This window comes from Salegentibacter flavus, assembly GCF_900115145.1.
GTDB lineage: Bacteria > Bacteroidota > Bacteroidia > Flavobacteriales > Flavobacteriaceae > Salegentibacter > Salegentibacter flavus.
The window spans coordinates 37,255-57,106 of the sequence record NZ_FOVL01000022.1 but is presented as its reverse complement, the minus strand read 5'-3'; the positions used below and the strand labels follow the sequence as shown (position 1 = coordinate 57,106).

The following is a 19,852-nucleotide window of genomic DNA, read 5'->3' as shown; positions in this document are numbered from 1 at the left end:
GAGAGGATTAATAATCCAATTATTTGTATATTTGGTTAGGTCAGAATATCAAACTGCACCAATACGTTCTATTTAAATTGTGAGTTAATCGTGAGTTCAAAAAATTGGATCTGCGTGAAACCATATAAATACTGGGGTTTGCAGCGTTTTAAAAGTGTTCTGCCACCCCGACAAAGAAAAGCCCTGCACGGAAAGTGCGGGGCTTTTTTGTTGCATCCAGGCGAAAGCTTGCTTTCAAGCCGCAGGACCAACAAAAAAGGGGTCAAGCCTGAAATTCTTCTCTAACTTTCGAGAATGATTCAAATCTTCGTAGCCCAGTAAAAACGTGGGGGTTTTCATGAATAAACATCTTTCTCCAGGCATTGCTAATATCTTAGATACTGAAAAATTCATGTATTTGCCTATAAGGGGGGTTATTGAGATGTCCCTGTTATCTGCAACTTTTAAATTTTGATATCGTCATTATAGCAAACAGGTGAAGTACCTGTTATAAAATCAATCAAAATTTACAATTATGAAAAATGTACTAATTATTCTCTTTGTTTTTGCATCAATAAATATTCAGGCGCAAAAAAATATTAAAAAGGAGACGGCATTTAATGATCAATCAGACTATTGATGTTGATCTGGATTTCGCATCTTCCATTGAAATTATCACCTGGGATCAACCTACGATCCAGGTTGTAGCAGTAGTGAAAACACAAGACCCAAAATACACCGAGCTATTTAGGGTTGAACTCAAAGAAGAAAAACATACTGTATTTATTACCTCCAATTCCAAATATGTTATGAAGGCGTACCAGAAAGATCAGGAATTACCGGATATCGGTGTTATCTACACCAATGGATTAGATCACGAATTCAATTATCAATTAATGGTTCCAAAGAATGTGAAACTTAATATATCCAGTATTACTGGCGAAATCATATCTGATTATGTTAAAGGGAATATTGCTATTGATTTAGTCAACGGGAATATCAAAATTAAACAATTTGAAGGTGACTTAAAATTAGATACCGTGAATGGAAGGATTGAACTTCCCGGAAAAGATTCTTCTGTAATTGCTAAAACTGTGATTGGAAGAATCGAAACTACTGAAGAATTAGCATTTCACCACAAAGAAAATTTTATAGGAGAAGAAGTGTCATTAGAAAATGAAAACTCCCAAAATTCTATACAATTAAATACAGTAAACGGAACTATTGTTTTAAATTAAATTCATCAAAAATTCCGCCTCTAGCTATTCCACCTGTAGTTCTAAACTCCCTGAATAAAAAGCTATACGTTTAAAACCAATTCTGAAGAAAGGTTTAAAGCGAAAAGGGAATAGTAGACAGCAGTTTCCGCCGAAGCTTCGGGGGATGTCACTCCGGTGTAGGTGTTTCATCCCTTTTGTTGGATGAAATAACGGAGGAAAGCCGGCTGAATATGCTAAAACTAATTAAAAATTATTTTAATATCTAAAGAGTTATTCGGCAGCTATTTTACGTTTTTATTTTTGTTATATGTTGCTAAAAATTAATGTCTTAGATTTGTCCATATGACTGAGACGCCTAGAAGAGATGCCCGGCAATTACGGAAACTCAATTTTGACCTATCAAATTACTTTTCTAATACTATAATTCCGCAGCTTTTTGTGGATGCAGATCTTATTTTGAGGATCTTCACCCCTCCTGCTATGAAGCAGTTTTCGCTCACCTATGATCACGTGGGAAAGAGCATCTCAGACATCAAAGACAATTTGCGTTATCCTCACGTTGTTGAAGATATAGAAGCTGTAATAGATAATACCAACAAGTTTCTCGAAAAAGAAGTGCAGACCACTGATGGTCGTTGGTTCCAGATGAATATTGTGCCTTATATAGAACACGAGGAGGATGTTATCAATGGAGTGATCATCACTTTTGTAGACATCACAAAGCGATTGAAGGCCTTGAGAGAATTGGAAAAATTGAATTCTCAATACGAGACTCTTAAGTATGCCTTATCACACGACATAAGGCAACCCATTTCAACCATCACTTTAATCGCCGATGGCTTATTATTGGCCCATCAAAAAAACGATTCCATGCAGTTTGTAAAATGGATCAAAACCCTCAAAGAGTCTTCAAAAACTCTGGATACCATGGTTGAGGATTTTACTTCGGGTAAGGTCGATGAGAATGGAGAATCTTCCGAAGAGATGGCGCTAAACATTGAAGATATCTGCCATAACATACTTACCGCCCTTAAGGGGGAAATCAAAGAGAAAAAGATAAGGGTGATTACAGATTTGAAGGTAGCAGAAATCATCTTTCCTAGGAACAGCCTCAGAAGCGTGTTCTATAACCTTATTTATAATGCTGTTAAATTTAGCGATCCCAGAAAAAATTCAAAGATTAAAATATCCACAGAGGAAGTGAAAGGTTTTGTTATCCTGTGTGTGCAGGATAATGGATTGGGTATCCCCATTAAAGATCAAAGGCGGGTATTTAAAAAATCTTCAAGGTTATCTGAGAATATCCAGGGAACCGGAATGGGGCTCTATGTAGTAAAAAGAATGATCGAGGATAATGAGGGCAAGATAAAACTCGAGAGCGAAGAGGGAGAAGGTGCCACCTTTAGTGTCTTCTTTAAAAAATAGCTTGATCTAACCGTTTGACTTAGCTTTCTGTAAATGGAGGTCTTCTACCCTACAACTTAAGTTAACTAAGAATAAAAAAAACACTGATTTCGCTACCACACCAGAGATCACCGGCCGCAGGTAAGTAAACTATTTTTCATCTAACCCTCTCTCTCCTACTATCCATGATATTTACATTTATAAAATTTGGATTAATATAAATCTCCTCATTTGCACATAAAGGCATAGCCTTCAATGACTTTCCTCATATTTTTCCAACAGAATTTTGATTTAATTTGAGAAAGATTTGATCCAATGAAAGCTGCTTTTATAATTTCTGTCTTTCTGATTTTTTACTCTTGTTCAAAGCCGGCAGAGAAAATTACACCTCAAAGGGCCAAATTGGTAGAATCTGTATATTCTTCCGTAGTTATTCAACCTGACAGTCTTTATAAGGCTTATGCTACTGTAATTGGCATTCTTGACCGAAATCTTGTTGAAGAAGGTGACCGGGTGGAAGCTGAAGCTCCTATCATTCAACTCATAAATATTGCTCCCGAATTAAGTATGGAGAACGCAAAACTCAGTTTTCAGCAAGCCAGGGACAATTACAGTGGCACCTCTGCATTACTTAAATCATTGGAAAAAGAAATTGAATCGGCGAGGCTAAACCTGCGAAATGATTCTATTAATTACCACCGACAAAAAAGATTGTGGGAACAAAAAATAGGTTCTAAATTGGATTACGAAAACAGAAAGCTTGCATATGAGCTTTCCAGTAATAAACTTCAGGTTTTAAAAGAAGAATATGAACGTACCAGAAATGACTTATCGATTCAGGTGCGACAGGCCTTAAATAATTATAAATCTTCGGAATTCACTTCCGGAGAGTTCACCGTCACCAGCAAAATTAATGGAGTTATATATGCGCTTTATAAGGAGCCGGGTGAGATTGTGAATACCGTAGAACCATTAGCCCTTATAGGAAGTGCGAATAATTTTGTGATAGAGCTCCTGGTAGATGAAATGGATATCGTTAAGGTTGAAGTAGGACAGAAAACTTTCGTCACTTTAGAGGCCTACGGTTCCCGGGTTTTCGAGGCTAAGATTAAAAAAATATACCCGGCTAAGGATGAAAGCACTCAAACCTTTAAAATTGAAGCTAACTTTTTAAAAGATCCTCCTAAATTATTTCCGGGGCTGGTGGGAGAAGCAAATATTGTTGTAGCTGAAAAAGAAGATGCTTTAATTATTCCCAAAGAGTATCTTTTGGATGAGGACCGGGTTCTTACTGAGGATGGACCGGTAAGGATTGTTCCCGGAATCCAGGACATGGAACATATAGAGATCATTTCTGGTATTGATGAAAATGAACCTATTTACAAACCGGAACAATGAGATCCTGGAAAGTAATATTAGAAATTGCGAAGACGCATCTGTTCACTAAACTGAAATCTACCGTCACAGCTTCAATTGGAGTAACCTTTGGAATAGCAGCTTATATAACTCTGGTGAGTTTTATGACAGGCCTAAATTCCATGCTCGACGACCTTATTTTAAATCAGGTGCCCCACATTCATCTCTTCAACGAAATAAAACCAAGCGAAAAGCAACCAATCGCTCTTTACAAGGAATTTGAGGATGCCATTCCTATCATTCATTCTATAAAACCCAGGCAAAACCAAAGGAAAATCCATAATGCACTACCCATATTAAATGATCTTGAGAAAAATGAAAAGGTCCTGGGAGCAAGTCCACAGTTACAGTCCCAGATCTTCTACCTCTCAGGAACTATTGAATTAGGCGGGAATTTAACCGGAGTAGATATTATGAAAGAATCCAAACTCTCCAACATTCAGGATTATATTACCCAGGGGAGCATCATGGATTTGAAAAACACTGAAAACGGTATTCTGCTTGGATCCGGCATAGCCAAAAAAATGTCTCTCTCGGTTGGGAGGAAAATAATGGTTAGTACTGCCAGGGGTGATAGATTCCATTTAAAAGTAGTAGGTATATACCAAAGCGGTATAGCCGAAATTGATGATATACAAAGTTTTGCCAATCTAAAAACAGTACAAAGGATCTTAGGCGAGGCTGAAAATTATATCACCGATATCAATATTAAGCTAAATGATATCACCCAGGCCCCTGCCCTGGCCAGAGTCCTGGAAAGGAAATATAATGTTTCTGCTATAGACATAAATGAGATTAACGCACAGTTTGAAACGGGAACCAACGTGAGAAATCTTATCACTTATGCAGTATCCATCACCCTACTAATAGTTGCGGGTTTTGGGATCTATAATATTCAGAATATGCTTATTTATGAAAAGATGAATGATATTGCTATTCTGAAAGCAATTGGTTTTTCAGGGGCAGATGTGCAATTGATTTTCCTGAGCCAGTCCGCATTTATCGGAATATCCGGAGGAATTCTAGGGCTTATCCTTGGCTTCGGACTGTCTAATTTTATAGACAATGTTTCCTTTGAAACCGAGGCTTTGCCCACTATCACCACTTATCCTGTTAATTATAATCCAGCCAGTTATATAATCGGGTTCTTCTTCGCTCTTTTATGCACTTTTATCGCAGCTTATTTTCCTTCTAAAAGAGCAAAAAATATAGATCCGGTACAAATAATTCGTGGAAACTGAAATTATTATGAGTTTAATACTGGAAACAAAAAATATCAATAAATATTTTGGAAAGGCAAAACCTTTCCATGTCCTAAAGGATATAAGTCTGGGTATCAAACAAGGAGAATTTGCAAGTATTATGGGTAAGTCGGGTTCCGGGAAATCTACTTTGCTCTATATCCTATCAACTATGGATACCGACTATACCGGGGAGCTTTTTCTCCAGAATGAATTAGTAACCGGAAAATCCCAGCAGGAACTATCCCATATTCGGAACAAAAAGATAGGTTTCATATTTCAGTTTCACTATCTCTTGCCGGAGTTCAGTGTGCTGGAGAACGTGATGCTTCCTGCGAAGAAATTAGGACTCAAAACTCCGGCGGAAATCAGGGAAGAGGCTATGGATTTACTTAAGAAACTAAATATTGGGCATCTGGACTCTCAAAAGGCCTCGAAAATTTCAGGAGGTGAAAAACAAAGGGTTGCTGTTGCCCGCGCTCTTATAAATGAACCGATTCTTCTTATTGGAGATGAGCCTACCGGAAACCTGGATAGTAATAATTCAGAGAACTTGTTCCAGATTTTAAAAACTTTAAAAGACGACAAAGGCCTTTCCCTACTTATGGTTACTCATGATGAAGATCTTGCCAAAAGAACCGACCGCACGATCTACCTGGAGGACGGCCGTATTATTGAATAAACTTTTGAATAAAACTTTAAAAGCTGATATTTCATTTAAAATATTACTGGCTTTTCCTGAAAGAAAAATTTTGATTTCAATTTAAAACTTCCTGTTAATTGATCTCTAAAAAACGCACTAATTCACTATCTTTAATAGTACTATCGCTTTTAAATTCAATAAGATGAGTGTTTCAGTTATTCGAAAAGATGTGGAGTTCCTTCCGGATTCCAGCAGAATTATTGGCCGGTTTTTTAGAGCCGGCGATTTAAGAACCCAAAAACTGGTTGCCAGAGTTCTTGCCCTGGAAGAGACCGAGGTTCAACTTGCCCTGGAACAAACCCTGCGTGAATTTGCTCACAGGCATAGAAATATTTCCCGGGTTTTCATCAGGCATTTTCAACATTTGCAGGGAATAATCGAAAAAATGCAAGTGGATATCAATCAACTTTCTGAAGAACGCAAGTTGCTGATAGGGGCATATTGCACAATGGAGTATTCAATCGAATCTGCTGCATTCTTTAATCCTTCAATAATGGAAGATTTTGATCAGACCTTGCTGGAACCTGGCGAGAAAAGGGTTATTTTATCCTTCCGGGCAACAGGAGAAGGGCACATCTCTTCAATTGTCTTCAGAAGGGCTATAATCGATAAAAACTGTAATATTAAACTTCGCAAGATTGGGGTAGATATCGATATGCCGGAGATCTCGCATAAGAAACTTTATGATAAAGAACGCTTTATCAAGAAGCTTAAAGAAATGGATATCCCCGAAAAGTATATAATGACCATCATGGAACCCCTCCCTGATAAATTTGAATATTATTCCCTAAAAGAATCAGTGGCCGAGGTGTTAAATAACAAACGAATAAAAGCAGAAAAGCAATTGGCTTTAGAGGAGATAACCTGGCTGGTAGATTCATTCTATGACCTGAAATTCCATCACGATTCCGATATTACTGAAAGGGTGATTTTCCCTATATCTGCTTCAGAAAGCCGGGGAATTGAGGACGCCCGTTTTGTTTGCTTTCACGACGAGGATAATACTGCAAAAATATACGCTACTTATACCGCCTTTGACGGGCACACAATTCTGCCAAAACTCGTCTCTACTGACGATTTTTATACCTTCAGAATTATGCCACTCCACGGGAATGGCGCAAAAGATAAAAACCTGGCCTTCTTTCCAAAGAAGGTGAATGGAAAATATGCCATGCTTGCCCGCGTTGATGGGGTAAATAATTATGTGATGTTTTCTGAAAGATCAACCTTGTGGAATGATCCAATTAAAATTCAGGAACCCAAATATCCCTGGGAATTTACCCAAATTGGAAACTGTGGATCTCCCATCTGGACCGAAGAAGGCTGGCTTGTTTTAACTCACGGTGTTGGCCCCATGCGCCGTTACTGTATTGGCGCATCCCTTTTTGATCTGGATGATCCCACTAAAGAAATTGGAAGGTTAAAAGAGCCTTTAATTACTCCTTTAGAAAGTGAACGCGAAGGCTATGTCCCTAATGTGGTATATTCCTGCGGATCTATAATTCACAACAATCACCTAATCCTACCTTATGCCGTATCAGACTATTCTTCCACTTATGCCGTAGTGAATATGGATGAGTTGTATTCAGAATTAAAAAAATAATTAATCTTAGATCAATTTAATCTTCGTCCAAAACAGGCCTTTTTCTCATCTCATCAAAAAAATCGGTTTTCCTGATAGTCACACAATTGGCGGCATAGAGATATAATGCTGCACTCCAAGTTTGCCAGTCCTGTCCTTTGGGAGTTCCATCCTGTGCCTTTATCCATTCATTAAAACCAAATTCCAGTTCCGGATCCCTGGACATAGAAACTATCCGGGTTAGTTCCAGCAGTTTTTTTTCTGCAAGAGCAAATTTTCCTGCGGCAACAAGGGCAGCTATATAAATTCCATCTATAAATGGCCAGTTCCCGCCATTATGATAATCTCCCGGAAGATTAAATGAGCTATATCTCTCGTGCCAGTCAAGGTCCCGGGGTTTAATGAATGGAAAAAAGTTTGGGGGAAGGTCCACTGCCAGATCCCCACTTAATTGCATAGCTTCGCATTCTTTTTCGATCCAGTTAATCATTCGTCGTGCTCTGGATGGAGAACTTAAACCGGAGAGAATGGCCAGACTGTTTCCCAATAGATCAAAGCGTTCACTTCTCAATATCTTGTAAGACCATAAAGCATAATAGGGTTTGTTCTTTAACACCAAACCTTCGTGCACATAATGGTGCATTTTTTCTGCGGTGATGGCAAATCTGTCCATTTCCTTGCGAACCGAATCTGCTCTTTCATTATAACCTAACATCCTCAGGTAGCTGTAAACCAAGGTATTTACAAAAAGGCCATATCCCAAAACCCATTGTTCGTCCCGCCAGTCACTTGTAGGTTGCTGGGCTACAAGATATTGATCTGCGGGACTTTGATATTCCATCCACAGAAGAGCTTTTTCTACGGGTTCCTTCAGAAAATCGGGATCTTTTAGGAGTTTCCTGTAAATCCCAACCCCAAGTAAAAATAAGGGTGTGGTGTCACTGGCGCCCCTGTCTTCCTTGTCATTGGCAAGAGAAGGAATATGTCCTTTTTCAGACTGCGTTTCAGAAAGCTTTTCTAAAACCTTCTTATAACTTGCAATCAACTCAGAATTACCGCTCACAGCGACGCCTAATATAGCAAGCATCAGGTCTCTGGTATAAGGTTCGGGGTAACCCCAGGCAGCTGTTCTGGGAAGACCATGCTTTGTTCCTCTTGAATTATTAAGCAGGACCTCCAAAGCCGCTTTTTTAGCCTCAGCTATTTTATGTTGATTTTCAGCATTCATTTTTAATAATTTTAATCAATACCCAGTTTATTCTGAATTATCTGTACAAATTTTTTTGCCACTATTTTATAGTCAAAATTATTGACCACATGTTCACGGGCTGCTTCTCCCATATTTTGGCGTAATTCGGGATCATTCATTAACTGAAGCAGATACTTAGCAATATCCTGAACATTGGCTCGGTAATCTACAGTTCGCGGAAAATCAAAGCTCACCCTATGATTCTTCTTAAATCCGGATTCCTTACCTAAGATCACTTCATTCACCACATTTTGTTTAGCGATTTCAGCAAGGAAGGCTGTTTTATTATGGATCAAAGTATCCAGCATTCCCATGGCATTTAAACTTATAACCGGTTTGCCACAGGCGCCGGCCTCTACCTGGGGCATGCCAAAACCCTCAAGCCGTGAAGGAGCAGCATAAATATCACAGGCGCCTATCAGGTAAGGCATAAAATTGCGGGAGGTTGTGTTGGTGGCGTAATAGATATTCTTTTCTATCCCCAGCTGCCGAGCCAGTTCCAGATCCAGTAGGTTCTGGACTTTTGTTCTTGGTTGGGGCCATACTTTACACACATATTTCCAGTCGGGCGCCTGTGTATCGATAATGGCCAGGGCCTGCATGACTTCCTGTGCCCCCTTGGAAGCGGCATCACCTCCAACGGTTAATATCATAATCTGATCTGGGGGAATCCCGAGAGAGTCTCTTATAGCCTGAATTTTAGGATCATCTTTCTTAAAAGGAATGAACGCAGTTGTATCGCAGCCTACCGGAAGCACTTCAATATTATCGGGTTTTATCCCATCGCGAACATACATTTCCTTAACCCAGTTAGAAGTGACCAGAATAAGGGGTAATTCATTGAGTATTTCCTGGTAATTTGCAATATACCCATCGGCTACCAACCAGGGGACAGGCTGAATACCATAGCGCTGCGGATGCAGGATAAGATGCGGGATGTGCCCCCAATAGCCCACTCCTAGCACAATATCGGGTTTGAACCAGCGGTAGTACCACTCTTTCTCCTGCGCAGATTCGAAATGAGCCGCATGAGCATCGATACCCAATTCCAGGAGCCCTTTAAACAATAGATCTCCCTGGGTGGCCAAACCTCCCGGAGAGGGTGGGTAATCGTAAAGCACCAGTACTTTCATAGTATTTCAGTTTAACAATATTAATAGCTTTATGATTGGGATCTTTTCAGCCATTTAAGCGCTTCCTCAGGCTTTTTGAATCTCCAGAAAGCTTCGGTCTTTGGTGTTGTCTCAGCCTCAAAACCACCAGGTTCGAAGCCATAGATTTCTGTGATAAATTTAAATTTCATTTCCCATATCTTCTCAGGAAGTGGCTGGAAAATTGAAGCACTTTCAATTGCTTTTGAAAAGTACATTTTCCCTCCATCTTCATACGCAAAAGTCCAGAGTTCTGTTAGCCTAATCTCGTTTTTATTCCAAAGCTGGATAACCGCGCTTCCCGTTTCCTCATGGCGCTTATGTCTGGTATATTCTCCTGAGGGATCGTGTGTAATCACAAGATCAAAATTTTGAGAAGGCAAAAGTTCGAGAATTACTTTCTTTACTTCCTTTTCCTCCAGCGGAAACTGTTCCGGGCTATCATCGAGATCCCCCATGGCTCCGGTTGCATTCAGCTTCTCCAGGACCTTGTGAAATTTAGGTGCCCTATCGGGGTCTGATTTTCTACAGAGGGAAATTATATACCAGTGATGGCCGGGATGCATAAGGATAAGACCTCCACACCATAGAGTTTCATCATCGGGATGTGCCACAATAACCGCCACCTTTCTTCCCGGGATAGTTAAGATCGAATTCATAGCTCCTACATCAGAAATAATAAAATTACCGGCAAAGCCTTTCGATAACAATGATATATATCAATAGAAACGATTTATTTTAAAAGGTGATTGGCAACCAAAATATTATTGTAATATACTGATATATATCATTTTATGAAATATAAATTTATAGTAAATTCAAGTGTTAATTCTAAAATATCAATATCATGAAAAAGCTATTAATAACTCTTTTTGTGCTGGGGTTTACCTTCCAATCTTTTGCTCAGATCACAGAATTGCCGGAAATTGAACTGGTTGCCGTTAATTATAAATATCTGGATGCAGCGGGAGATGAGGAGGCAGCTATTCCTGTAAAGCAACTTCAGCAGCAAGTGGCCCAGTATGATATTAGGAATGCAGATTTTTATGCCGATGAATATGACTTTTATACCGTAAATTTCTTTATTCCCGAAGGTAAAATCCTGGCTTCCTATGACAAGGATGGTAATTTATTGCGTACCGCTGAAAAGTTTAAAGATGTTGCCTTGCCCCAGGCTGTAAGGGATGCAATTGCGAAACGCTTTCCCAACTGGAATATAGCCGAAGATGTGTACCGGGTAAACTATCATGAAAGTGGTAATGTTAAGAAACGATATAAGGTCCTTCTTGAAAACGGTGACAAACGAATGCGGATCAAAACCGATGAAAAAGGAAATTTCCTCTAAAATGAAGTTTTAAAAAAACCAATAAGAGCGGCAAAACCGCTCTTATTTTCTTGATATATAAAAAATCACCTGGCTTTTTCTCTGCTTTGAAGGTATTCTGTATCTGTAAGATCCAGGATCATAGGTGTTATACTGATTTTCCCCTGTTTAACTGCCCAGCGATCAGAACCTTCATCTTCAGGTTCAATAGGTATTACGGTAAACCAGTAATGTTGTCTTCCCATAGGATCTTTATTGGCGATGACCTTACCGTCATAATGCCTCACAGATTGTGAAGTCCATAGGATTTCACAATCGGGAAAACGTGGGAAATTGATATTTAGAAGTTCCCGGTCTTCCTTATCGATCACTTCATCGAAGGCATTTCTCACAAAAGGTTCGAGAGCGTCAAAATCGGGTTCCCTGTCCCCTACGGAAACACTAAAAGCAATACCTCGTATTCCAAAAAGTACTGCCTGCCTTGCGGCTGAAAGTGTCCCGGAGTCCCAGGTTGAACTCCCTTCCGCTCGGCAGGTTGGGTGGCCAATAGTCCTTCCAGCCCTGAATTAGGAGTCAGTTACTGGTTGAGATTGTCCTGGTTTTGATTTAAATCCGCTTCTTTTCATTTCACCCCAGCCATTTTTACCCCATAACTTCTCCCAATTACCCAACAATGCTGCATAAACTGTAACCGGGTGAAAGTAAAATGGTTCTATAAATGCAGCCATAAGTAGCCTCTTAAGATCCCGGATTTTTGAATATTGGCTGTATGTATATTCCTCGGTTAAAAGTGCCAGGCAAGAGATCATTACTGCAAAGATATATACCATAAGAGATACCAGTAAGAAAAATTTCCAGCTTATAAAGCCATAGACTATCAAATAAATAGTGACTATTATTCCTACTATTTCCAACAAGGGGGCGAGATATTCAAAAAATGTCCAGTATGGTATGCTTAATAATCCCAGGATCTTGTATTTAGGATTAAAAAACATCTTTTTATGTGCCCAGAGGGTTTCCATGGTGCCCCTGGTCCACCGACTTCTTTGTTTTTTAAAGACAGAAAAGTCTTCTGGTGCCTCAGTCCAGCAAATGGGATCCGGAATATAAAAAACACTGTATTTAAGATTATTTTCTATCATATATCTGCGCATTCTTACAACCAGTTCCATATCTTCCCCAACAGTGGAGGGGTTATAACCTCCAGCTTTTATAGCAATCTCCTTATCAAACATACCAAAGGCACCGCTAATGAGAAGTAATCCATCCAGCTTGCTCCATGCCATTCGGCCCAGCAGGAAAGCTCTTAGATATTCCAATACCTGGATACGGGGCAGGTATTTTTGTGGCGCTTTTATTTTAACCAATCGTCCGCCATCAGCAATACAGGAATTTGCTATCCTTACTACACCACCGGTGGCGATCACCCTACTATCTGATAATTCCAGGTATGGTTTTGCCAGTTTCAGCAAAGCATCTTTCTCCAGGATACAATCCACATCTATACAAACCACAAATGGATTCTGAGAATAATTTATTCCCACATTCAGGGCATCGGCCTTCCCTCCATTTTCTTTATCAATTACTGTTAATTTTTTAAAGGCTTTATTTTGAGATTTATAAACCTGGTTAATTTGTTTCGTGGGAATTTGTTCGGTTACTTCAGAATCTACTGGTACAAGACCATAAGCATTAATAAGCAATTGAAGGGTATTGTCACGGCTCCCGTCATTTACCACGATTACCTCAAAATTATTATAGTTCAGGGAAAGTAAAGACTGGACATTTTCTTCTATGGTAAAACCTTCATTATACGCCGGGGCAATAAGAGAGAGCCTGGGTGCCATCTCACAATTTAAAATCACCTGGTAGTTTACGAAACTATTTTCCTTAAGATATCTCCTAAGAGAGAAAATGGAGATGGTACCCAAAATCACATATGAAGACATGATAGTCAATGCAAAAACCAACATAAAAAGATGGTAACCGTTCAGGATTTCAAGTATGGCTATATCATTAGTAAACCAGAACATAGTTTAATTTATGGGGACAATTATACCACCAATGTAATAAAAAATAATTAAAAATTACCGTTTGTCGAAAAAATAAGCCTTTTATCGATATTTATTTCGGAGAGGGATATAAAAATACCCAGAGAACAATAGCAAAGGTTATCACTATCAACCCACTAAATAGAACAATTAGCAACACGGTGCCACTATAGGAGTTTTCCTGTGGTGATTTATTTAGCTCATGGGGAATTTGTGGGAAAGTGTTTTCGCTTTCTACAAGCTCTCCTGCTGAAGTTGCTGAAAGTTTATGGTAGGCGATTCCTGCCTGCAAATTGATCTTTCTTGACGAGGTATTCAGAAGAGCCTTAACGATCGGAAGATGATGACTTTGATGAAAGAGTGATATAAGCCTTAATCCAAACACCACAATTGTTTCATTAGTACATTTGAGAAGATAACCAAAATCCGGTACTTCGCTTATATTGGCTTCTTTTATAGATTCCAGCAGGTTTAATTGAATCCAGTCGTTTAGAGGTTCGGTATAATCTTCCAGAAAAGATAAGCCTTTTAAGCCGCTGAGGTTTATAACCTCTATAAGAGCTACCATTTTAAGGGTATCATTACTGGATCTGGTATGTTCCAGGATAACAGGAACGGCTTTCTTTATTTCCATTTCCCCCAGTTCCTGTATTCCGGCACATTTAACTTCCCATCTTCTACTCCGTACTTTTGAGTAAGAGAGTTGAATTAATCTAAAATCTGTATAACATTGCCGTAATTTATGCGCAATTTCACCGTCGTAGAGCCTGTGAAGTTTAATAAGCTCTTTAAGGAATTGCCTTTTATACAGCTTTCTTCTCCAGTTTCTTTTAAATAGACGGTCATCAATAAAATCCTCTCGGGTAGCACCATCAAAAGCAATGGCAAAAAGGGTTTGATTGATGTGTGCGGTATTCTTTTTTCTGTAGATTTCCTTTCGAATTTTATTTAATCTGCTCGTTATAATTAAACCTATGAACAGGATTATTGAGAGGGAAAATAGAAGAATACAGACAATAAGAAATTTTTCTACATCCTGAAGGTCTATGAAATAATTCCAAAGGCTATTCATTTCTAGAATCTAAAAAAGGTTATTATCTGGCTGTTGAACCGGTTTCTGTATAGAGAGGGGAAATACTCTTCGTATTCATACATAACCACCGGCTGGATAAGTATATTTTCTGTAATCCTAAAATGATATTGCATTCCAAGCCGCAGGGAGGTCACTTCAGTAAAAGCGCTGGAGGTGACAAAAGCGTAGGGAATGGAACCGTACTGAAGGTCAACCTGAATAAAACTTTCTTTCACCGGGTTGTTGATCCTTAAGGCAAGGGTGTGAGAAGTAAGCCAGTTGCTTTTTGTATGGGTGAAGTAAGGCTTATAATTGAAACGTAGATTATTTTCGGTTGCGTAGGTGATTCCTCCTGTTAATAATATCACTTGGGTCTCCTGAAAACCCAAATATTTACCTCCCAGCGAAATTTCAAACTTCTCATTTAAGGATTGGAAATACTCCACACCGGCTTTAATTTCTGGAAAAATAGGAGTATTTATTGCCGCCCCGGCATTGATGTACAAATAGCTGTTAGAACCTGATTTAGGATAAGCATCTACTTCAAAAAGACTTCCTTCAAGTCCAAAAAGATTTCCATAATTTAAGCGGGCAAGTACAGGAACATTTCCAATATCTTTTTTGTATTCCAAATGAGCTAGATGCCAGGGCTTAAAACCGGGATCGCTAAAAGAGGTATTTAAATAGGAAAGGGAAATATATTCTTTATTTTTCTGAAAAATTCTGGTTTGCAATGCCTGGGCTTCCTTATTCTCTGGTTCCTTCAGCATCATTTCTTTCAGGGTTTCTTTTGCCTCTTCATCGCGATCCAGCGCCTCCAGGGCTATTGCCTTTTGTAACTGAAAATGCGGTTTTTCATATTTGGTGAGGGCCATATTGGAATATTTTACCACTTCCTCAAAATTCCCCGCCCATACTTGCGTAGTCACCATAACTTTAATGGCTTCTTCAGAGAAATCTTCTGCCTCGGTCAAGGGAATTAGGGTTTCTATAGCCGCAGGATAATCTTTTTTCCAGCCATACACCCTGGCAAGATATATTTTGTAATCCTTGTTATTGGGAAGTGAGTCCTGCAGGATCTCCAGGATTTCTATTGCCTGCTCATAATTCTCGGCACTAGCCAATTCTCTTGCCTTTTCAAAAGTTCTGTCCGTAGCGGCTACCTGGGCTTTAGCCGAAACAATTACACCCACCAATAGGAGTAAAGTAAAAAATAATTTCATTTATCTTAAGATATGGGAACAAGCCGTTGTATCCTGGTATTAAGAACAGAGGGGCTAAAGGGTTTGGAAATAAATTCACTGGCACCAATGGCAAAGGCGTCCAATTCTGTTTGTTCCACCCCGGAGGCGGTAAGTACAATAACCGGCGTTTCCAGTTTGAGGTCATTCCGAATTATATGAATTAATTCCATACCCCCAATTTTTGGCATATTGAGATCTGTGATGATCAAATCATATACTTCTGTTTTAAGAAATTGAAGTGCTGCCTCTCCGTCCTCGGCGTGCACGACCTCGTAACTTTTTGCTTTTAAAAAGTAGGTAAGGGATTGCGTGGTTAGCGCATCATCCTCTGCTAGTAAAATTCTCATGATGTAGGGATCATTTGTTAAACGTTTCAAAATCAAGTATGCAATGTACTAATTCACAACTAAAAATTGGGACAATAATTTATTATGCTACAATTTAATATTCATTGGTAAAAATCATTGGGCTTTTGCTTAGTCGGTAACATCATTAGGGAGGAAAACCACTCCTCTTTTAAAACAGGAACGGGAATAGGTAAAAAAAACCTTCAGTGTACTATCCCCATCAAAAAAATTAAAATACTGACAAAGCCTTCTTCAAGCCACTGCTAGTATTTAATATTTTCCATAAATAAAGTATTATAAAAAAATAAGAGCGGCAAAAAACCGCTCTTATTTTTTTATATAGATGGTAAAAGTCACCTGGCTTTTTCCCTACTCTGAAGGTATTTTGTATCTGTAAGATCCAGGATCATGGGCGTTATACTGGTTTTGCCCTGTTTAACTGCCCAGCGATCACTACCTTCATCTTCAGGTTCAATGGGGACAACGGTAAACCAGTAATGTTGCCTTCCCATAGGGTCTTTATTGGCGATAACCTTCCCGTCATAATGTCTCACAGATTGCGAGGTCCACATGATCTCACCATCCGGAAAACGCGGGAAATTGATATTTAGAAGTTCCCGGTCTTCCTTATCGATAACTTCATCAAAAGCATTTTTAACAAAAGGTTTGAGAGCGTCAAAATCGGGTTCACTATCCCCTACCGAAACGCTAAAAGCAATACCTCGTATTCCAAAAAGTACTGCCTGCCTTGCGGCTGAAAGTGTCCCGGAGTGCCAGGCCGAATTCCCAATATTGGAACCTATATTAATTCCGGAAACTACCAGATCTATATCTTCCATAAGATGAGTACCCAGGGCCACACAATCGGCCGGGGTTCCATTTACCCTGTAAGCTTCTATTCCTTCAAAATGTATGGGTGAGGTTTTATAGGTAATCGGTTTACCCGAGGTAATTGCCTGCCCCATCGAGGATTGCTCAATATCGGGAGCCATCACAATTACCTCTCCGTAATTTGAAGCTACCCTGGCCAGGCAGGATAAGCCTGGGCTGTATATACCATCATCATTAGTGACCAAAATTTTCATAGCTTAATTATTAATTTTCACAGTTTTATAAAATTTAATTTACGAAAATATATACGGCTTAATGTCCTTAATAAAGTACAGAGTCCAAAAATTATCATTATTTTAATAGAGTAGCGGATTTCGTTTTAAAAGCTTTAAAACTTAAATCATAACTTATCGTTAAGTGGAATAAAAAACTTACTGCGGTAATTTAAATTTGAAGGAAAGATCAAATCATGAAGAAAGCTCAAATTATACATAATCCCACAGCAGGAAATGCTGCTCATTCCAAAGAAGAAATTATAGAGCTGATAGAAAATGAAGGCTTTACCACAAAGTATGTTTCTACCGATGATAAAGATTGGGAATCCTTCAGCAAAAATGAAATGAATGTGATTTTCCTGGCAGGAGGAGATGGTACGATTCGAAAACTAGCCTCGTCACTGATTGAGAAAAAGATGTGCCACCTGCATATCCCAATTTACCTTTTACCCATGGGTACTGCCAATAATATAGCCACCAGCATTGGAATTTTTAAAAAACTAAATACTGCATCTTCAAAAAAGGAAGATGAAATTCAGAAATTCACTTGTGGTAAGCTAAAGGGGATTAACGACGAGAATTTTTTCCTGGAGGGAGCAGGATTTGGGGTGTTCCCCGAGTTGATCCGGCAAATGAAAGATACAGGGAAAGATGATGAAACCTCCGATGAAAAACTTAAACGCACTTTAAAAGTGTTACTGGAAATAGTGAAAAATTACAAAGCCCAAAAGGCTAATATCAAAGCCGATGGTTTGAAGATCAAAGGAACTTTCCTCCTTGTGGAACTAATGAATATTAAATATATAGGTCCGAACCTTGAATTTGCTCCTAATGCCAATGTTGGAGACGATTTTCTGGACCTGGTTCTAATCCCCGAAGAAAAAAGGAAAGCTTTTGTAGAATATGTGGAGAGCCTTATCAACGGAACTTCAAAATTTCAGGATATTGGTAATTTTATAAAGGTCCTGCGCGTTCAAAAGCTAAAAATAAAATGGAAAGGTTCAAAACTGCACGTAGACGATATCCTGATTGAGGACTACGATGGAAAAAAGATCAGGATGGAAATGAATTCAAAAACCCTTGAATTTTTCACTAATAGCCCTGTCTATAAGGAAATCTTAAAGGACAAATTGGAAGCTTAATTTCCAATGAGCTTCTTGGCATTTTTAAGTAAACTCTGAAGCCGGGATATTGATTCTTCCAGGATCAAAATTGCCACTTCGGTCATATTTTTTAGTTCGTAAAATGCGACAGAAAACTTTCCTTCTGTATTAATTTCAGTTTTTAGCTGAAGCAATTCTTCCAACACCCCTTCTTTTAACGCTAGATCAGTTCCCTGAACTGCTTCATATCCCATCAATTCATTCAACCTGTAAAGCTTCCTTTCAATAGAAACGGTAATTTCCTCTATTTCATCGAGCTCAGATTCAAAAGTTTGCAAACCAAACATTTCTATTTTATCTATTTCATTAATAAGGTTTTCAAAAGCCTGGTGAGAATAGACCAGAGCCTCCAGAAGGGAATTGGAAGCCAATCGGTTTGCTCCGTGCAAGCCGGTGTATGCACATTCTCCTGAAGCATGAAGGTTTTTAATCGAGGTTCTTGCATTAGAATCTACTTCAATTCCACCACATTGATAATGAGCAGCAGGAACAATAGGGATAAGATCATTTTCAGGATTGATTCCAACGGAATTACAATAAGAAACTATTGTGGGAAAGTGCCGCTCAAAGTCCTTAGAGTAAAGGTGTCTGCAATCCAAAAAAACAGATTCTTCCCTGGATTCTTCCAATTCCTTCACGATCGCAGAAGAAACTATATCTCTGGTAGCGAGTTCACCCCGGGAATCATATTTAAAAAGAAAGCGTTTACCGGCTTTATTGACCACATAGGCTCCGAAGCCCCTAACCGCTTCTGAAATTAAAAACAAAGGATGTTTATCAGGTTCATATAATGCGGTAGGATGAAACTGAATAAAATCCATATCCTTTATTCTGGCTCCTACTCTATTGGCAATGGCAACACCATCGGCAGTGGCCACTGAAGGATTTGTGGTATTCCCGAAGATCATCCCGCTTCCCCCGGTAGCCAGAAAAGTGATCCTGGTTTGAATAGGGATAAATTTATTTCTGTTTTTGTCAATGGCTTTAACCCCTATGCATTTGGTTTGTTCCTTCTCCCCTATAGTCAAAAGATCGGTTACAAAATAATGATCCTGAATGCTAATATTTGGTAAAGCTGCCACTTTTTTCAAAAGCGTTGTTTCCATCTCCAGACCGGTTAAGTCCCGATGATGAACTATTCTGGCCTGGGAGTGGCCACCTTCAAGTCCAAGTTCCAGTTCGCCATTGTTATTCTTATCAAATGAGGCTCCCCATGCCATTAACTCTTCCAAACGAGCCGGGGCCTGCGACACTACCATCTCTACAACCTTTCGGTTACTCAAACCTTTTCCAGCCTTCATCGTATCTTCAATATGCTGATCGAAACTATCTTTAAGTTTATTCAACACCACGGCTATTCCCCCCTGCGCCCGGGCGGTGTTGCTCTCCTCCCCGGCACTTTTGGTAAGAATCAAAACGGAAAGATCGGGCCGACTTTCCGCAATTTTAATTGCAAAGGAGAGTCCGGCAATCCCTGAACCAATAATAAGGACATCGCTTACTTTTTTCATCTGTTTATATTTTTATCCCAAACAGGGAATTAGGCCCAGGCTTATAATCATTCCCCTCCCGACTTAATCGGGACAAGTTGTGTGTTGCC

The 19,852-nt window shown here is 39.2% G+C and carries 18 protein-coding genes; 8 read left to right on the top strand and 10 right to left on the bottom strand.

Annotated features, from left to right (window positions below):
• Positions 1-599: 599 nt before the first annotated feature.
• The 6 genes from BM266_RS14535 (at position 600) to BM266_RS14510 (ending at position 7,566) form a co-directional block, all read left to right on the top strand.
• Positions 600-1,217, top strand: coding sequence for a DUF4097 family beta strand repeat-containing protein (locus BM266_RS14535; RefSeq protein WP_093410970.1), 618 nt, complete (start codon positions 600-602; stop codon positions 1,215-1,217).
• Positions 1,218-1,541: 324 nt separating this feature from the next.
• Positions 1,542-2,624, top strand: coding sequence for a sensor histidine kinase (locus BM266_RS14530; protein ID WP_093410968.1), 1,083 nt, complete (start codon positions 1,542-1,544; stop codon positions 2,622-2,624).
• Positions 2,625-3,005: 381 nt separating this feature from the next.
• A complete protein-coding gene (locus BM266_RS14525; protein WP_245760460.1) occupies positions 3,006-4,001 on the top strand; it encodes an efflux RND transporter periplasmic adaptor subunit in 996 nt (331 codons plus the stop codon).
• Positions 3,998-5,260 carry an ABC transporter permease gene (locus BM266_RS14520; protein WP_093410964.1) on the top strand — a complete coding sequence of 421 codons (1,263 nt, stop codon included), beginning with the start codon at positions 3,998-4,000 and terminating at the stop codon, positions 5,258-5,260. The genes BM266_RS14525 and BM266_RS14520 overlap by 4 nt, the downstream gene beginning before the upstream one ends.
• Before the next feature lie 7 nt (positions 5,261-5,267).
• Entirely contained in the window at positions 5,268-5,942 is a 675-nt protein-coding gene (locus BM266_RS14515) for an ABC transporter ATP-binding protein (protein WP_093410963.1), read from the top strand.
• Between the two features lie 163 nt (positions 5,943-6,105).
• A complete protein-coding gene (locus BM266_RS14510) occupies positions 6,106-7,566 on the top strand; it encodes a glycoside hydrolase family 130 protein (RefSeq protein ID WP_093410961.1) in 1,461 nt (486 codons plus the stop codon).
• Positions 7,567-7,582: 16 nt separating this feature from the next.
• Here BM266_RS14510 and BM266_RS14505 read toward each other — a convergent pair whose 3' ends face one another.
• From BM266_RS14505 to BM266_RS14495, 3 genes are read right to left on the bottom strand one after another with little or no spacing between them, the layout of a single operon-like run.
• On the bottom strand, positions 7,583-8,773 hold the full coding sequence (locus BM266_RS14505) for a glycoside hydrolase 100 family protein (RefSeq protein WP_093410960.1): 1,191 nt from the start codon (positions 8,771-8,773) through the stop codon (positions 7,583-7,585).
• An 11-nt stretch (positions 8,774-8,784) separates the two neighbouring features.
• Complete coding sequence (locus tag BM266_RS14500; RefSeq protein ID WP_093410958.1) at positions 8,785-9,927, bottom strand: glycosyltransferase family 4 protein; 1,143 nt, start codon at positions 9,925-9,927, stop codon at positions 8,785-8,787.
• Between the two features lie 29 nt (positions 9,928-9,956).
• On the bottom strand, positions 9,957-10,604 hold the full coding sequence (locus BM266_RS14495) for a PIG-L deacetylase family protein (RefSeq protein ID WP_093410980.1): 648 nt from the start codon (positions 10,602-10,604) through the stop codon (positions 9,957-9,959).
• Between the two features lie 188 nt (positions 10,605-10,792).
• Here BM266_RS14495 and BM266_RS14490 point away from each other — a divergent pair, with 188 nt between their 5' ends.
• A complete protein-coding gene (locus tag BM266_RS14490; protein WP_093410955.1) occupies positions 10,793-11,290 on the top strand; it encodes a PepSY-like domain-containing protein in 498 nt (165 codons plus the stop codon).
• Positions 11,291-11,355: 65 nt separating this feature from the next.
• Here the strand turns inward: BM266_RS14490 and BM266_RS14485 are convergent, their stop codons facing one another.
• The 6 genes from BM266_RS14485 to surE all read right to left on the bottom strand — a co-directional run bounded on the left by BM266_RS14485 (position 11,356) and on the right by surE (position 17,068).
• Positions 11,356-11,817: a 5'/3'-nucleotidase SurE gene (locus BM266_RS14485; protein WP_093410954.1), complete on the bottom strand. Its 462-nt coding sequence runs from the start codon at positions 11,815-11,817 to the stop codon at positions 11,356-11,358.
• A gap of 18 nt (positions 11,818-11,835) precedes the next feature.
• A complete protein-coding gene (locus BM266_RS14480; protein WP_245760459.1) occupies positions 11,836-13,302 on the bottom strand; it encodes a glycosyltransferase family 2 protein in 1,467 nt (488 codons plus the stop codon).
• A 91-nt stretch (positions 13,303-13,393) separates the two neighbouring features.
• Positions 13,394-14,392, bottom strand: a complete 999-nt coding sequence (locus BM266_RS14475) for a hypothetical protein (protein ID WP_093410952.1) — start codon at positions 14,390-14,392, stop codon at positions 13,394-13,396.
• Between the two features lie 2 nt (positions 14,393-14,394).
• Positions 14,395-15,615 carry a YaiO family outer membrane beta-barrel protein gene (locus tag BM266_RS14470; RefSeq protein ID WP_093410951.1) on the bottom strand — a complete coding sequence of 407 codons (1,221 nt, stop codon included), beginning with the start codon at positions 15,613-15,615 and terminating at the stop codon, positions 14,395-14,397.
• A gap of 5 nt (positions 15,616-15,620) precedes the next feature.
• Positions 15,621-15,983, bottom strand: coding sequence for a response regulator transcription factor (locus tag BM266_RS14465; protein WP_093410949.1), 363 nt, complete (start codon positions 15,981-15,983; stop codon positions 15,621-15,623).
• Between the two features lie 353 nt (positions 15,984-16,336).
• Positions 16,337-17,068 carry a 5'/3'-nucleotidase SurE gene (surE, locus tag BM266_RS14460; protein ID WP_093410947.1) on the bottom strand — a complete coding sequence of 244 codons (732 nt, stop codon included), beginning with the start codon at positions 17,066-17,068 and terminating at the stop codon, positions 16,337-16,339.
• Positions 17,069-17,283: 215 nt separating this feature from the next.
• Here surE and BM266_RS14455 point away from each other — a divergent pair, with 215 nt between their 5' ends.
• Positions 17,284-18,231 carry a diacylglycerol/lipid kinase family protein gene (locus BM266_RS14455; RefSeq protein WP_093410946.1) on the top strand — a complete coding sequence of 316 codons (948 nt, stop codon included), beginning with the start codon at positions 17,284-17,286 and terminating at the stop codon, positions 18,229-18,231.
• Here BM266_RS14455 and nadB read toward each other — a convergent pair.
• A complete protein-coding gene (gene nadB / locus BM266_RS14450; RefSeq protein ID WP_093410944.1) occupies positions 18,228-19,763 on the bottom strand; it encodes an L-aspartate oxidase in 1,536 nt (511 codons plus the stop codon). The genes BM266_RS14455 and nadB overlap by 4 nt on opposite strands.
• Between the last annotated feature and the right edge of the window lie 89 nt (positions 19,764-19,852).